At 59.3% G+C, this 14,158-nt stretch carries 15 protein-coding genes; 5 read left to right on the top strand and 10 right to left on the bottom strand.

The window, feature by feature from the left end:
- Nucleotides 1-43 precede the first annotated feature (43 nt).
- The 3 genes from DYL61_RS18220 to sctC form a co-directional block, all read right to left on the bottom strand.
- A complete protein-coding gene (locus DYL61_RS18220) occupies nucleotides 44-505 on the bottom strand; it encodes a transglycosylase SLT domain-containing protein (protein WP_135309480.1) in 462 nt (153 codons plus the stop codon).
- Nucleotides 498-896: a winged helix-turn-helix domain-containing protein gene (locus DYL61_RS18215; RefSeq protein ID WP_135309479.1), complete on the bottom strand. Its 399-nt coding sequence runs from the start codon at nucleotides 894-896 to the stop codon at nucleotides 498-500. The genes DYL61_RS18220 and DYL61_RS18215 overlap by 8 nt, the downstream gene beginning before the upstream one ends.
- A gap of 166 nt (nucleotides 897-1,062) precedes the next feature.
- On the bottom strand, nucleotides 1,063-2,511 hold the full coding sequence (gene sctC / locus DYL61_RS18210) for a type III secretion system outer membrane ring subunit SctC (RefSeq protein ID WP_135309478.1): 1,449 nt from the start codon (nucleotides 2,509-2,511) through the stop codon (nucleotides 1,063-1,065).
- Nucleotides 2,512-2,759: 248 nt separating this feature from the next.
- Between sctC and DYL61_RS18205 the strand changes: the two genes are divergently transcribed.
- The 5 genes from DYL61_RS18205 (at nucleotide 2,760) to cobA (ending at nucleotide 8,384) form a co-directional block, all read left to right on the top strand.
- The gene (locus tag DYL61_RS18205; protein WP_135309477.1) at nucleotides 2,760-3,986 is read left to right on the top strand and encodes a CmpA/NrtA family ABC transporter substrate-binding protein; all 1,227 of its coding nucleotides are present in this window, start codon (nucleotides 2,760-2,762) and stop codon (nucleotides 3,984-3,986) included.
- Between the two features lie 13 nt (nucleotides 3,987-3,999).
- Nucleotides 4,000-4,575 carry an ANTAR domain-containing response regulator gene (locus tag DYL61_RS18200; protein WP_135309476.1) on the top strand — a complete coding sequence of 192 codons (576 nt, stop codon included), beginning with the start codon at nucleotides 4,000-4,002 and terminating at the stop codon, nucleotides 4,573-4,575.
- A gap of 158 nt (nucleotides 4,576-4,733) precedes the next feature.
- A complete protein-coding gene (locus DYL61_RS18195) occupies nucleotides 4,734-5,945 on the top strand; it encodes a nitrate/nitrite transporter (RefSeq protein WP_105697579.1) in 1,212 nt (403 codons plus the stop codon).
- Complete coding sequence (locus DYL61_RS18190; protein ID WP_135309475.1) at nucleotides 5,945-7,615, top strand: bifunctional protein-serine/threonine kinase/phosphatase; 1,671 nt, start codon at nucleotides 5,945-5,947, stop codon at nucleotides 7,613-7,615. The genes DYL61_RS18195 and DYL61_RS18190 overlap by 1 nt, the downstream gene beginning before the upstream one ends.
- Before the next feature lie 25 nt (nucleotides 7,616-7,640).
- On the top strand, nucleotides 7,641-8,384 hold the full coding sequence (gene cobA / locus DYL61_RS18185) for a uroporphyrinogen-III C-methyltransferase (RefSeq protein WP_135309474.1): 744 nt from the start codon (nucleotides 7,641-7,643) through the stop codon (nucleotides 8,382-8,384).
- Nucleotides 8,385-8,444: 60 nt separating this feature from the next.
- On the opposite strand, the gene DYL61_RS18180 is transcribed toward cobA, so the two are convergent.
- From DYL61_RS18180 to DYL61_RS18150, 7 genes are all read right to left on the bottom strand, one after another.
- Nucleotides 8,445-9,428: an OmpA family protein gene (locus tag DYL61_RS18180; RefSeq protein WP_135309473.1), complete on the bottom strand. Its 984-nt coding sequence runs from the start codon at nucleotides 9,426-9,428 to the stop codon at nucleotides 8,445-8,447.
- 107 nt (nucleotides 9,429-9,535) lie between these two features.
- The gene (gene sigX / locus DYL61_RS18175) at nucleotides 9,536-10,126 is read right to left on the bottom strand and encodes an RNA polymerase sigma factor SigX (protein ID WP_046382425.1); all 591 of its coding nucleotides are present in this window, start codon (nucleotides 10,124-10,126) and stop codon (nucleotides 9,536-9,538) included.
- 88 nt (nucleotides 10,127-10,214) lie between these two features.
- Nucleotides 10,215-11,039, bottom strand: a complete 825-nt coding sequence (locus DYL61_RS18170) for a mechanosensitive ion channel family protein (protein WP_003175519.1) — start codon at nucleotides 11,037-11,039, stop codon at nucleotides 10,215-10,217.
- A 2-nt stretch (nucleotides 11,040-11,041) separates the two neighbouring features.
- Nucleotides 11,042-11,287 (bottom strand): hypothetical protein, encoded by a 246-nt coding sequence (locus DYL61_RS18165; protein WP_005790375.1) that lies wholly within the window; start codon nucleotides 11,285-11,287, stop codon nucleotides 11,042-11,044.
- Between the two features lie 86 nt (nucleotides 11,288-11,373).
- On the bottom strand, nucleotides 11,374-12,369 hold the full coding sequence (locus tag DYL61_RS18160; RefSeq protein WP_135309472.1) for a zinc transporter ZntB: 996 nt from the start codon (nucleotides 12,367-12,369) through the stop codon (nucleotides 11,374-11,376).
- A gap of 24 nt (nucleotides 12,370-12,393) precedes the next feature.
- Nucleotides 12,394-12,885 (bottom strand): ribonuclease E activity regulator RraA, encoded by a 492-nt coding sequence (rraA, locus tag DYL61_RS18155; RefSeq protein WP_135309471.1) that lies wholly within the window; start codon nucleotides 12,883-12,885, stop codon nucleotides 12,394-12,396.
- A gap of 186 nt (nucleotides 12,886-13,071) precedes the next feature.
- On the bottom strand, nucleotides 13,072-14,061 hold the full coding sequence (locus DYL61_RS18150) for an alpha/beta fold hydrolase (RefSeq protein WP_135309470.1): 990 nt from the start codon (nucleotides 14,059-14,061) through the stop codon (nucleotides 13,072-13,074).
- Between the last annotated feature and the right edge of the window lie 97 nt (nucleotides 14,062-14,158).

The following is a 14,158-nucleotide window of genomic DNA, read 5'->3' as shown; positions in this document are numbered from 1 at the left end:
TAGCCGGGGTAACGAGCTGGGTGCGAGGCGTGCCGTCCAATCATCATTCACGATTCGAAACCAGTTCCTCATAACGCCGCCATATTTTCTGAGCATATTGCATGCGCAATGCTTCCTGCTGCGGGCCGGACCCAAGCCCCACATTGTAGGAACCGACCGCCGTCCAGTTGTAGCCAAAGCGCTGGATAAACTCGTGGAGAATCGACGCACCCACTTCGACGGATAGGCATGGCTCGGCCAATAGACGCTCTTCGGTAATACCCAGTTTGAGCAAGCGAGGCAGATGCAGGCTATTGATCTGCATCAGGCCAATATCCCAGGTGCCGTTACGGTTGGCACGGTTCATCGCATCGGCCCGATACCCCGACTCCACCGCAGCAATGGCCTGCAGCAGCTCCGGCTCGATGTCATAGCGACTGCCAACCTCTGCCCAGCAATAGGCCTGTGCCCGGCTAGCGCCTATCAAAACGCCCAGCAACAGGCAGGTGCTCCAGAGCCTAACCATGACGAACCTGGCCACAGGCCGAACACACGTGCTCCACGTGATCAATGCAACCCAGCCCTTGCCGCCGGGCCTTGACCGGGCAGGTGAAGCGGTATCCCCTCCCGTAGATCGTCTTGATAAACCCTTTGTCGCCCCTCAGGTGCCTACGCAACCAATAGATGCAACGGGTCAATGACTCTTCAGCCACCTCCCCTTGGGGCCAGACCCTGTCCAACAAACGATCCTTAGTCATCAACGCCCCCCCAGACTCCAGCAACAGGCGCAACACATGCCACTCCTTGGGCGGCAGTTGAACATCCGCGCCGTCACCGGTCAGTCGACCGTCTCCATGCAGGGTCCAATGGGAAAATTCCAGGGAGGTCGCCGTGTCCTTATCACTCACGACGGCCATACACACCTCTGCATCCGGCTACCGACATTGAAATTCTTCTTCCCAGTACTGTTCGCACACCAACGGCAGGACTATAAAAAACCACCCTGCTCCCCACACCAGGAGAAAGCCTGTGTCTCCTGTTTGTTTGCACGCATCCCTGTCGGATATTTCTTTAACGTCTTAATCACGGAGAAACCGCGTGACCCGGTCGTCTGAACGCGCGTTGCACACGCTCGTATTGCGCCGCAGTCAGCGGTGGTGGCCCGATACCGCCGGCCACGGTTTTCAATTCGTCGCCCACAGCCCGAGCCTGGACGACAAACAAGCGAACCTTTTGCGAGCCACGCGGAGTTGCAGAACGTCCCGCCCGCTCCTCCCGCTGGAACGGCCCCAGCCACAACCGCTTGCCCTGAGGTACACGCACCACGCTGCCGAGACTCACACGACCTACGCCAGTGGGTTTTCCATGCCGACCGGCCTCCGTCACTTGGCGACCGTCCTCGATATTGATCAACATCTCGATCTGATTGCTCTCGGCCAACCGTGGTAGCACGCTGACCTGTGCGCCGTAACCCACAGGCTTCCATTCAACGGAGTCGTCTTCGGGGCCGGGCAGATAAAAAGTGTGGTTGTCCTCGATCACCGCCGGCACATTCTCCTGGGTGAGCATCACCGGCATCGCAATGACCTTCGCCCGCCGACGGCGCTCCAGCGCGGCGATTTGCATCATCAGGCGGCTATCCTCCAACGGTTCCATGATTCGCGTCGTCGACGCCTTTGCCTCCTCGTCCCACTCCAGGCCAAGCGCTTTCAAATCACCACGTTCCACGTCCACCCTCCACAGCGAGACCTCGACCGGTCGCTTGGGCAGGTCCAGTTCCGCCACCAGTTGCTCAATGAACTTCACCTGCTCCGGCGGCCCCTTGAGCAACAGGCTATTGGTATCCGGGTACGCGATGACCGCCAGGCTCCTGTCGGCCAACGGCCCCTGCCGCTCAGCGGCAAGCAGGGTTTCAATCATCGAGGCCATCCCCGGCACTGTGACCAGGTCGCCGCCCATGCGGTATTGACGGTCCGCCACATGGGTATTGAGCACCTGCACCACGCCAAAGGCCTGGTTACCCACACGCAGGTCAGCCATCTGCCGGTCCATCAGTTGTGCCAGGCGCAGCACCTGGTCGACGTAGTTCGGCGGGCCTGACACGTAGAAGGTCTGCCCGCCGGCCTCACGCAAGGGATAGCGCGACTCATCGATCCCCGCGCGACGCATGAGGTCACGAAACCGGTCGACGGAAATATGATGCAAGGCCACGGCCGAGTTTTTTGCCTCGCTGGCGTCATAGACGTAAAGCGCTTGTCCGTTGCTGTATCCGATCAAGTCCTGCTGCGAGATAACGGCCTCCAGGGCTTGTTGTGGCGCCTCAAGATCCACCCCCCCACTAAATCGCTTGAGTGCTACCAAGCGGCTGACCACGACGGGAACCCCTAGTGGAATCGACAGGGCGGTAAAGACCGTATGCAGACTTTCGTCCTGCGCTTGATAAATCTCACCCCAGGCAGGCGCGCCTCCCAGCAGCAGCGCGAGGCACAGCAGCCAAAAACGGCAGATCGTAGCGGGGAATTCAGCGTACACCGTGGGTTTCCTGGGCAGCCTGGCAAAGAGAAGCGGTCATACTGAGAGGCTGTTCGCTTTCAATCTTGATGGAAAGTTGACGGCGGCAGTCGCGTGCCCATCCATGGCATGTGCCTTGCTACGATCTCCCTACAAGGGCACGCGCCAACGACGGAGCGGACCTACAGACAAAGGCGTCGTTACCCACAATGGCTTGCATCGCCATCTGAGGAAACGGCGCTTTTTTTTGAACGAAAAGGTAGGTATTGATGAACGATTCGGTAGGCAACAGCCCGATTAATGACCCACTTGCCTGGGTCAACGGCAGTGATGCCCCGGAGAAAAGCAGCCTCGACCTGGGTTTCATGGCCTTGACCGATTGCGCTTCAGTGGTAGTGGCCGCCACTCAAGGTTTCGCCCAGCCCTATGGCTTGACCCTGAACCTCAAGCGCCAGTCCTCATGGGCCACCCTGCGCGACAAACTGGCCAGTGGCGAACTGGACGCGGCCCACAGCCTGTATGGGCTGATCTATGCGGTGCACCTTGGCATCGGCGGCGTCGCCCCTATCGACATGACGGTGTTGATGGGACTGAACCAGAACGGCCAAAGCATCAACCTGTCCCATGGCCTGCAACAGCAGGGCGTGATCACTCCTGAGGCACTGGACCGCCACGTGCACCAAAGCCGAACAAAACTGACGTTCGCCCAGACCTTTCCTACCGGCACTCACGCCATGTGGCTGTATTACTGGCTGGCGAGCCAAGGTATCCACCCATTGCAGGATGTGGACAGCGTGGTGGTGCCACCACCGCAAATGGTTGCGCACCTGCAAGCCAACCGTATCGATGGCTTTTGCGTCGGCGAGCCCTGGTGCGCGAGCGCCGTCAAGCAGAACCAAGGCTTCACCCTGGCAACGACCCAGGCAATCTGGCCCAACCATCCGGAAAAAGTGCTGGGCTGTACCCAGGCCTTTGTCGATCAATACCCAAACACCGCTCGTGTCCTGGTGATGGCGATCCTGGAAGCCAGCCGCTTTATAGAAGAAAGCACCGAGAACCGACGTTCCACCGCGCAATTGCTCAGCAGCCGCGAATACCTCGATGCCCCGCTGGACTGCATCGAACCGCGTTTGCTCGGTGCTTATGACGACGGCCTGGGCAACCAATGGCAAGACCCCCACGCGCTGCGGTTTTTTGCCGAGGGTGAAGTTAACCTGCCCTACCTCTCCGATGGGATGTGGTTCATGACCCAGTTCCGCCGTTGGGGCCTGCTGCGTGAAGACCCGGACTATCTGGGCGTCGCCCGCCAGGTGCAGCAATTGGCGCTGTATCGTCAGGCGGCCGAGGCCACCGGCGTCATGACCAGTGCCAACGACATGCGCAGCAGCCAGTTGATCGACGGCAAGGTCTGGGACGGCTCCGACCCGGTTGGCTATGCCCGTAGCTTCCGCTTGCACGCCATGGCTGAGTACGCCAGCCATCAAGCCTTGCGCTGACAGGAGCCCGGATATGCTGCGAATCCTGTTGATCAACGACACCCCACGCAAGGTCGGCCGCCTCCGGTCCGCCCTGATCGAAGCCGGTTTCGAGGTGATCGATGAGTCCGGTCTGATCATCGACCTGCCCGCACGCGTCGAAACGGTGCGCCCGGATGTGATCCTGATCGATACCGAGTCACCGGGCCGCGATGTCATGGAGCAAGTGGTGTTGGTCAGCCGCGATCAGCCCCGCCCCATTGTGATGTTCACCGATGAACACGACCCGAATGTGATGCGCCAGGCCATCAAGTCCGGCGTCAGCGCGTACATCGTCGAAGGCATCCAGGCCCAGCGCCTGCAACCGATTCTGGACGTGGCCATGGCCCGTTTCGAAAGTGACCAGGCCTTGCGCGCTCAACTGCAGGCACGAGACCAGCAACTGCTAGAACGCAAACGCATCGAACTGGCCAAGGGCTTGTTGATGAAAATGAAGCACTGCAATGAGGAAGAGGCCTACACCCTGATGCGCCGTCAGGCCATGAGCCGCCAACAGAAATTGATTCAGGTGGCGGAGCAGATTATCGCTATGAGCGAATTGCTCAGCTGATATGGCTCAGCTCTTGCTAAAGGATATTCACAGGTAACCAACGGCGGTTGCCCCCTTCCCGACAAAGACGTCGCACATCCGGTTTGCTCTCGCGAACCCGGTGGCGGCGTTTTTTCGTTTTGGCCTTCTTGCAAGACTCCCAACCGTTGAGGTGCGTGATGAAATCAAGCTTCTGGAAATCCGGGCACACCCCGACCCTGTTTGCCGCGTTCCTGTATTTCGACCTGAGCTTCATGGTCTGGTACCTGCTGGGCCCACTGGCGGTGCAGATTGCCGCCGACCTGCACCTGACCACCCAACAACGTGGCCTGGTGGTCGCCACACCGATCCTGGCGGGTGCGGTGCTGCGCTTTTTAATGGGCATGCTGGCGGACAAGCTGTCGCCCAAAACGGCCGGGCTGATCGGCCAAGTGATCGTGATTGCCGCCTTGTTTGGCGCCTGGAAACTCGGTATCCACAGTTACGAACAGGCGTTGCTGCTGGGGGTATTCCTCGGCATGGCTGGCGCATCGTTTGCTGTGGCATTGCCGCTCGCTTCCCAATGGTACCCAGCGGAACACCAGGGCAAGGCCATGGGCATCGCCGGCGCAGGCAACTCGGGCACGGTGTTCGCTGCGCTGCTGGCACCTGTACTGGCCGCTGCATTTGGTTGGAGCAACGTATTTGGCTTTGCGTTGATTCCCTTGGTGCTGACCCTGATTGTCTTTGCCTGGCTGGCGCGCAATGCCCCTGAACGGCCAAAAGCCAAATCCATGGCCGACTACTTCAAGGCCCTGGGTGACCGCGATAGCTGGTGGTTTATGTTTTTCTACAGCGTGACCTTTGGCGGTTTCATTGGCCTGGCCAGCGCCCTGCCCGGCTATTTCAACGACCAATACGGCCTGAGCCCGGTGACTGCCGGCTACTACACCGCCGCCTGCGTGTTCGGCGGCAGCTTGATGCGGCCACTGGGCGGCGCCCTGGCGGATCGGTTCGGCGGGATTCGTACCCTGCTGGGCATGTACAGCGTGGCGGCGATCTGTATCGCAGCAGTCGGTTTCAACCTGCCAAGCTCCTACGCGGCATTGGCGCTTTTCGTCTGCACCATGCTTGGCCTTGGTGCAGGAAACGGTGCGGTGTTCCAACTGGTGCCGCAACGTTTCCGTCGCGAAATCGGCGTGATGACCGGGCTGATCGGCATGGCCGGCGGTATCGGAGGTTTCGCGCTGGCGGCGGGCATGGGCGCCATCAAACAAAGCACTGGCAGCTATCAGATGGCCCTGTGGCTGTTCGCAAGCCTGGGTGTGCTGGCCTGGTTCGGCCTGCATGGCGTCAAGCGTCGCTGGAGAACCACTTGGGGCTCGGCTGCCGTGACGGCTGCGCGGGTCTGATGAGCCTGCAACTGAGCATCGCCCACGCCAGCGCGATCGGCCCGCGCGCGGAAAACCAGGATGCCGTGCGCGTGGTGACCCCCGTGGCCGAACTGGCCGCGAGCAAAGGCTACCTGTGCGCCATGGCCGACGGCGTCAGCCAATGCGCCGACGGTGGCCTGGCGGCGCGCTCGACCTTGCAGGCCCTGGCGCTGGACTACTACGCCACGCCGCAAACCTGGGGCGTGGCCCAGGCCTTGGAGCGTTTGCTGTTGGCGCAGAATCGCTGGTTGCAGGCCAATGGCGGTGGCCAGCCATTGCTCACCACCCTCAGTGCCCTGGTGTTTCGCGGCCAGCGTTTCACCCTGGCACATGTCGGTGATTGCCGGGCGTATCGCTGGCTGGATGGCGAATTGCAGCGCATCAGCGAGGATCATGTGTGGGAGCAACCGGGCATGCAGCATGTGCTCAAGCGTGCCCTCGGATTGGATCAACACCTGGTTGTGGACTTTCTGGATGGCGAGCTGCGCGCGGGCGAATGCTTCCTGCTGCTTAGCGATGGGGTGTGGGCAACACTGGGCGAGCACAGCATCAAGGCGATCCTGCGGGAACAAACCGACCTGGATTTGGCGGTCGCTACCCTGGTGAATGCCGCACATCTGGCAGGGAGCCAGGACAACGCCAGCGCCCTGCTGGTGCGTGTCGAAAGCCTTGGCGCGGCGACCCTCGGCGATGCGCTGGTGCAGTTGCAGCAATGGCCACTGCCGCCGCCCCTGAAGCCCGGCCAGTCGTTTGAAGGTTGGCAGGTTGAAACGGTTTTGGCCCAAAGCAGGCAGTCGTTGCTATATCGGGTGCGCGATGCCCAGCAGCAACCCTGGCTGCTGAAAACCCTGCCATTGCATCACGATGATGACCACGACGCAGGCCAGGCCTTGCTGTCGGAGGAATGGTTTCTGCGGCGGGTTGCCGGGCGGGCGTTTCCTGAAGTCCACGCCGCCAGCGGGCGTCAGCATTTGTACTACGTGATGCGCGAATATCCCGGAAAAACCCTGGCCGAACTGTTCCAGCAACAAGGTCCGCTGCCCCTGGCGCAATGGCAGTCGATTGCCGAGCGCTTATTGCGGGCGGTGGGCATGCTGCATCGGCGGCAGATCCTGCATCGTGATATCAAGCCGGAAAACCTGCTGCTCGGGGACGACGGCGAACTGCGTGTGCTGGATTTCGGCCTGGCGTATTGCCCTGGACTTTCGGAAGACGGCGCACACACGCTACCAGGCACCCCGAGTTTTATCGCCCCCGAGGGGTTCAAGGGTGATCGTCCTACGCCTCAACAGGATCTATTCAGCGTCGGCGTAACGCTTTATTACCTGCTGACAGGGCATTACCCCTACGGCGAGATCGAAGCCTTCCAACGGCCAAGGTTTACCCAACCTGTCAGCGCCAATCGCTATCGCCCTGACTTGCCGGACTGGTTGCCCCGTTGTCTGGAACGGGGTGTGGCGGCACAACCTGAACATCGTTTTGAAACCGCCGAAGAGTGGTTGCGGGTATTGGAACAGGCTGACCGACAGGAATTGAACATCCGCCCAAGGCCTTTGCTGGAGCGCGAGCCGTTGAAAGTCTGGCGCACCCTTGGACTGGTCTCGCTGCTGATCAATCTGGTGTTGCTCTACTCACTTTTTCACCACTGACGTCATCCCTGGACGAGGAAAACACATGAACGCAAAGGTCTGGTTGGTGGGCGCGGGCCCTGGTGACCCGGAGTTGTTGACGCTTAAGGCTGTGCGAGCCCTGAATGAAGCCGATGTGGTGCTGATTGATGACCTGGTCAACCCGGCAGTGCTGGAACACTGCAGCGAAGCACGGGTGATCACGGTGGGTAAGCGCGGTGGTTGCCGCTCGACGCCGCAGGACTTTATCCATCGTTTGATGCTGCGTTATGCACGGCAGGGTAAATGCGTGGTGCGGCTCAAAGGCGGTGACCCATGCATTTTTGGCCGGGGCGGCGAAGAAGCCGTGCGGCTGCGCGAACACGGGATCGAAGTGGAGTTGGTCAATGGCATTACCGCAGGACTGGCTGGAGCAACCAATTGCGCTATTCCACTGACCTTGCGGGGTGTCAGCCGTGGCGTGACGCTGGTCACGGCGCACACACAGGACGACAGTCGCTTGAACTGGCGTGCATTGGCCGAGGGCGGGACAACGCTGGTGGTTTATATGGGCGTTGCGAAGCTCGAAGAGATTCGCCAGCAATTGCTGGAGGGGGGTATGGCTGCGGACATGCCGGTGGCGATGATCGAAAATGCCTCGCTCCCGCAGCAGCGCGAGTGTCGCAGTGAGCTGTCGCGCATGCATGAGGACGCTCAGGTATTCGCCCTTAAGAGTCCGGCAATCCTGGTTATCGGCAATGTGGTGGGTGCCGCCCAAGCAGCGTGGGTTGCAGCAGCGGCCAGCGCCTGAGGCAAATCCCAGGCGAAAAAAAGCCCGGCCTGAGCCGGGCTTTTTTCGACTACTCAGTAATTACTGAGCAGCTTGAGCTTCAACCGAGGCTTCTACGCGACGGTTAACAGCACGGCCTGCTTCAGTTGCGTTGTCGGCAACTGGACGGGACTCACCGTAGCCAACCGAGCTAACGCGGCTAGCGTCGATACCGTCTTTGACCAGAACTTGCTTGACCGCGTCAGCACGACGCTGGGACAGCTTCTGGTTGTAAGCGTCTGGACCGATGGAGTCAGTGTGACCTTCAACCACGGTGGTGGTTTGTGGGTACTGCTTCATGAAGTCGGCCAGGTTTTTCACGTCGCCGTAGCTGTTAGGCTTAACAACGGACTTGTCGAAGTCGAACTTAACGTCCAGCTCAACACGAACAACCTGAGCAACTGGAGCTTCTGGCTCTGGAGTTGGCTCTGGAGCTGGTGCTGGGGTAGGAGCTGGAGCAACTGCGCCAGCGTTACCGCCGAAGTTCACACCCAGGCCGACCAGTGCGGAGTAGTCCCACTTGCCGTTGTCCAGACCGTAGTCAGCTTCAACACCGGCACGAGCGTACAGGTTGTTGGTGAAGTAGTACTTAACACCGGTACCTACGATAGCTTGAGTGGTCTGATCGCGACCGCTGTGGCCGTCAGCCAGCACGTTGGTGCGGCTCTGGTGACCGAAACCGCCTTCTACGTATGGACGCAGGCTGTCAACGCCAGCCTGACCGAAGTGGTACTGAGCAGTCAGGCTGCCAGTGTCACCTTTGATCTTCTGGTTACCAGTACCGTCGTTCGAACGGGTGTGGTTGGTTTTGTCGTAGGACAGGTTCAGCGACAGGTCGTCGGTCAGGAAGTAACCAATGCGAGCGCCTGGGTTGAAGCCGTCTTCGATGTGCTTGACGCTATCGTTGTACTGCTTCTTGTAGAACAGCTCGCCTTCAACTGCGCCTTGGCCTTGTGCCAGAACGCCGAAAGAAGTAGCGGCAATAAGAGAACCAATGGCCAAGCCCAAGGTGTTTTTCAGTTTCATCCGTTAAATCCCCATCTGGTGATTGTAAAGCAGTCCCACAAACCGGGGGACAACTCGGCGACAAGTCTAACAGAACTTGCCTACACGTAAGAGATATTTGCCACGCACTAAGTTTCAGTCTCGCCCGCAAATTTCTCACGTAATTTATCAAGAGCACGTTTGTAACGCATTTTTGTAGCACTCAAACCCATATGCATAATGTCAGCGATTTCCTGAAATTCCAGTTCTGCGACAAAACGTAGCACCAGAATTTCCCGGTCAATCGGGTTCACATGCACCAACCAGCGATCGAGTCCACCCTTCTCCTCGGGGGCCGGCGTCTTTTCTTCCGACGCTTCCTCAAGGGGGTCCAGACTCAAAGCGTCCATCAAGCGACGCTTTCGCCGTTCCTTACGATACTGCGTGATGCACTCGTTGTACGTGATGCTATATAGCCATGTCTTGAACTTCGATTTGCCCTCGAAGTTCTTCAGGCCATACAGCACCTTGAGCATCACTTCCTGACAGACATCATCCGCATCTCTATCGTTCCCTAAATACCTTGAACAAACGTTGAACAGAGTGCGTTGATATCTGCGCATCAATTCTTCGTACGCGCGTGTTACGTGAAACAGCTCCGTGTGCGAGCGCGCGACCAACTCCTCATCAGAGAGCTCACGGGGGTCATAGCGCGTGGACAGCGTTTGGGCTTTATTCAAAACAAGTCGTGCCGACAGTCAGGTCAATGTCCGCCACAGCCCGGTCAGCCGGGATTGCGGCGGCGTACATTAGCAGGGTTTTGCCGGATTAGCGGCTACTGACCTGCTGCTCCAGGAGAATCCGATTGGACAACGACACCAGGTCGCCGTCATCGGTCAGCACCGTCGTCTTGACTGTGCCGATCTCCTCGATCTGCCCTTCGACCTCGCCTACACGCACCTGTTGCCCAACCTGATACAGCTCGCGCACATAGATTCCCGCAAGAATCTGACCGGCAATTTCCCGGCTCCCCAACCCCATGGCCAACGCAACGGCCAGACCAACGGTAATCAAAACAATCACAATCACGTGGTTCAGCAGGTCAGTCTTGACCTCCAACTGGCTGATCGCGACCGAAATACTGATGATGATGACCAGCCCCTGGGCAATTCGCCCCAAGCCGGCAGCATAGTCCAGCCCCACGCCTTCAGCGGCGCCGCGCACCAGGCCATTGGCCAGTTGCGCCAGCAGAACACCTACCAGCAGTACCAGCGCGCCGCCGAAAACTTTCGGCAAATACAGCGCCAGCATGTCGAGCGTAGCTGAAACTCGCTCAAGTCCAAGGGATTGAGCCGCAGAAACCAGAAAAATAAGCAGAACGAACCAATAAACGATCTTGCCGATCAGCGTAGAGATCGGTACTTGCAGCCCGGCGCGCCCCAACAGTTTGGTCAGGCCGGTGCCCGCCATCAATCGGTCGAGGCCCAATTTGGCGAGCAGTTTGGACAGCAGGGTGTCGAGCAACTTGGCCACGACAAAACCCAGCAACACCAGGACCAGCGCACCAAACAGGTTGGGAATGAAATTCGCCACCTTGGTCCACAATGCGGTCATCGCGGTGACCAGGCTCTGGGTCCAGAGATCAAGTTCCATATTCAATCAGCCTTATCAGCAGTGCGAGCAAGAGGTTTACGGCGGGAAACCGGTGAGACGTGGGCCGAACCGTTGTTCAGGGCCATCATCAACGCCGGCAACCAGCGCCCGAGCAGGCCGAACAGATCGCCCGCCCCTACCTGGCGGTTGGCGGTTTTCAACACGCGGCCCAGGCAGGCATCGTCGTCACGGTTGGACGGCGAAGCATTGAGCATGTCACGCAAAGACTGTTCGAACGGATCGTGCATAAAGACCTCTCGCAAGTGTTTTAAAAGACGAGGGTTAAATTCTTGGGGTCACATAGGACCCTTCCTACGTTCAGCTCATATTCAGGTCAAACCCAGCGCAATCGTCGAAAAAGCCACCATTGTCCCAGCGCCACCACCACCATCATCAGGCAGGCAATCGCGAACCCGTAGGGGTCGCCGGAGAACGGAATCCCGCCGACGTTTATACCCAGCAGGCCGGTAAGAAAACTCATCGGCAGGAAGATCCCGGTAATGATCCCGAAGCGGTACATGGTGCGATTCATGCGCACGCTCAAGCGCCGGTCTTCGGCCTCAAGCACAAGCCCCACGCGCTCCCGAGTCAATTCGAGCTCTTCCAGGTAGCGGGTCAGGCTGTTGTTCAATTCGTTCCAATAGTCCGCATCGTCATCGCAAAACCACGGCAACTTGATCCGCGTGAGCTGGGCAAAAATATCCCGCTGTGGCGCCAAAAATCGCTTGAGCCCAGCCGCCCGCCGACGGATCTGCAGGACGCTGCCATGTTCTGGGGTATACCGTTCGTCGGCGTCGAGTTTTTCTTCTTCGCCGTCGACGATTTCAGACAGGTCGGTGACCAGATCCTGCACTTTATTGGTCAGGTACTGCGCCATATAAAGGATAAGTTCTGACGCGGTTTTCGGCCCTTTGCCATCCGCCAACTGCACCAGCAGTTCATCAGTGGCGCGCAGCGGACGTAAACGCAAGGAGATCACCCGGCTGGCAGCGGCGAAAATGCGCACCGAGACCATGTCTTCCGGCTCCGCCCCCGGGTTGAGGTTGACCCCACGCAGGAACAGCAGCAGTTCCGAATCCGGCAGTGGCAACAAGCGTGGGCGGGTGTTCTCCTCCAGCAGCAGGTCACAGGCGAATTCGCTCAGCCCACTGGATTTGCGCAGCCAGGTCTGGGTTTGCGGGTGGCTGCGATCCCAATGCAGCCACAGGCTTTCCTGGGGCTGCAGTTGCAAGTCGTCGAGCTCAGTTCGGGCAATCGAACGCGCACCGCCTTTACCGTCCAGCACCAGGGCATGCACCAGCCCCCATTGCGCGTTTTCTTCCTCGAACATCCTCACCCCGTCGGTTATTGCGGTTTATTCAGGCATTTTCAGTGGGCTGGGCGACACGATCACGCCGTTATTGTCGGCGTAGATGTATTCACCTGGGCGGAAGGTCACGCCGGCAAAGGTGACCACCACGTTCAGGTCGCCGATGCCGCGCTTGTCGGTCTTCATCGGGTGGGTCGCCAGGGCCTGCACCCCCAGGTCGGTCTGGGCGATGACGTCGACATCACGGATACACCCGTAGATCACCAGCCCTTCCCAACCGTTTTTTGCGGCCTTCTCGGCGATCATGTCGCCCAGCAAGGCGCGTCGCAGGGAACCACCACCGTCGACCACCAGCACCTTGCCGGCGCCCGGCTGGTCGGCTTGTTCCTTGACCAGCGAGTTATCCTCGAAGCACTTGATGGTGACAATCTCGCCACCAAAGGAGTCTCGGCCACCGAAGTTGCTGAACATCGGCTCGAGCACCTGCACGAGTTCCGGGTAGGCGTCGCACAGGTCGGGGGTCACGTAATGGTTCATCGAAAAATTCCTTTCTGGCAAAGAAGTGTCTTTCAAGAAGTACCGGTCGCAGCAGGCGAGCAACATCCCACTCACTGCGCCGCAACGCAATAACCACTGCGCGACTGAATATGACCAGAAGCGCTCAGCGCGTCATATCTTAGCCGCAACCCGCCATGAGCGAAACGCCCTTGGCAGAGCGCTCCGTCAAACCGTGGCCAACCCCTCGGCCGGCGCGCCGAACAAAGGTGTGAGCGGGTCCTTCAACCATTGCGCCACCAGCGGCCACACTTCGGCCTGGGCAGGTTTGCTGACCAGCATTTCCACATGCCCGAAGTCCCCGGTGAAACCTTGCTGACGTCCGAGGCACAGGTACTGGCGATGCTCGGAACCGACCTGCTCGAACAGCTTGCGACAGGCCCAATCCGGATCTTGATGATCACCCGCTGCACCCACCGCCAACAGCGGCACATCAACATCTGCCAAGCCCTTCCACCAATCGTGCTTGCCTTCGCCAAAACGTCCGAACAGGCCATTCCAGCGCATGGCTTCGATCAACACGCCCGCCGGCTCATCCTCCGGACCGCGCTTGAAGCGGGAACCGGAAAGCTCGCCGAAGCGCTTCAACAGCAAGCGCCCCGTCCACTCCACCGGCGGCAGTTTCAACGGCCAGTGCGTGCGGCTGACTTGAGAGCCAAACAATGCCACCGACGCTGCTGCGGACGCGCCCAGGTAGTGCCCACCCAGCGCAGCAGCCAAACTGATGCCCCCCAGGGAATGGCCAATCCAGTGGGGAATCTGACCACTTTGCTCACGTACAAACGCGCCAATCGCCGGCAAGTCGTAGCGCGCATAGTCGGCGACGCGGTTTTTGGCGTAGTCATGATTGCGCTTGGATAAGCCATGTCCACGCATTTCCGGGATCCACACATCAAAACCCTGGCGCGCCAGGTAAGCGCCCAGGCCAATGCCCTTGGGCGAATACCAGAAGCGTCGGTTGGAAAAACTGCCATGCAACAAAATAACCGGGATGCCCCGGTTTTCCGGGACATCGGCCAGGCCCAAACGGGTAACCGCCAGCTCGACCGTGTGGTCGGGGCTGTTACCGGGTTTAAGGCGGTACACATCTTCACTCAGATCGCCCCGACGTTCAGCGCTGATCAGGGCGACAGGAAACAGGTTGCTGCTGCTTTGCATAATGCTCTTGCACAAAAAAGGGCGGCGTCCGCGGGGATTGCCGCCCTGTACAGATAAGAATGCCGACCACCCTCGAGGAGTGATCGGCACTTTTGAC

This window comes from Pseudomonas nabeulensis, from assembly GCF_004682045.1.
Classification (GTDB): domain Bacteria; phylum Pseudomonadota; class Gammaproteobacteria; order Pseudomonadales; family Pseudomonadaceae; genus Aquipseudomonas; species Aquipseudomonas nabeulensis.
The sequence above is the reverse complement of the archived record's forward strand: the minus strand, read 5'-3'. Positions and strand labels throughout refer to the sequence as shown.

What these genes read in the sequence shown, in the direction of transcription:
- DYL61_RS18220 (WP_135309480.1), bottom strand. Translation starts at nt 505, where the DNA reads ATGGTTAGGCTCTGGAGCACCTGCCTGTTGCTGGGCGTTTTGATAGGC.
- DYL61_RS18215 (WP_135309479.1), bottom strand. Translation starts at nt 896, where the DNA reads ATGGCCGTCGTGAGTGATAAGGACACGGCGACCTCCCTGGAATTTTCC.
- DYL61_RS18205 (WP_135309477.1), top strand. Translation starts at nt 2,760, where the DNA reads ATGAACGATTCGGTAGGCAACAGCCCGATTAATGACCCACTTGCCTGG.
- DYL61_RS18200 (WP_135309476.1), top strand. Translation starts at nt 4,000, where the DNA reads ATGCTGCGAATCCTGTTGATCAACGACACCCCACGCAAGGTCGGCCGC.
- DYL61_RS18195 (WP_105697579.1), top strand. Translation starts at nt 4,734, where the DNA reads ATGAAATCAAGCTTCTGGAAATCCGGGCACACCCCGACCCTGTTTGCC.
- DYL61_RS18190 (WP_135309475.1), top strand. Translation starts at nt 5,945, where the DNA reads ATGAGCCTGCAACTGAGCATCGCCCACGCCAGCGCGATCGGCCCGCGC.
- cobA (WP_135309474.1), top strand. Translation starts at nt 7,641, where the DNA reads ATGAACGCAAAGGTCTGGTTGGTGGGCGCGGGCCCTGGTGACCCGGAG.
- DYL61_RS18180 (WP_135309473.1), bottom strand. Translation starts at nt 9,428, where the DNA reads ATGAAACTGAAAAACACCTTGGGCTTGGCCATTGGTTCTCTTATTGCC.
- DYL61_RS18170 (WP_003175519.1), bottom strand. Translation starts at nt 11,039, where the DNA reads ATGGAACTTGATCTCTGGACCCAGAGCCTGGTCACCGCGATGACCGCA.
- DYL61_RS18165 (WP_005790375.1), bottom strand. Translation starts at nt 11,287, where the DNA reads ATGCACGATCCGTTCGAACAGTCTTTGCGTGACATGCTCAATGCTTCG.
- DYL61_RS18160 (WP_135309472.1), bottom strand. Translation starts at nt 12,369, where the DNA reads ATGTTCGAGGAAGAAAACGCGCAATGGGGGCTGGTGCATGCCCTGGTG.
- rraA (WP_135309471.1), bottom strand. Translation starts at nt 12,885, where the DNA reads ATGAACCATTACGTGACCCCCGACCTGTGCGACGCCTACCCGGAACTC.
- DYL61_RS18150 (WP_135309470.1), bottom strand. Translation starts at nt 14,061, where the DNA reads ATGCAAAGCAGCAGCAACCTGTTTCCTGTCGCCCTGATCAGCGCTGAA.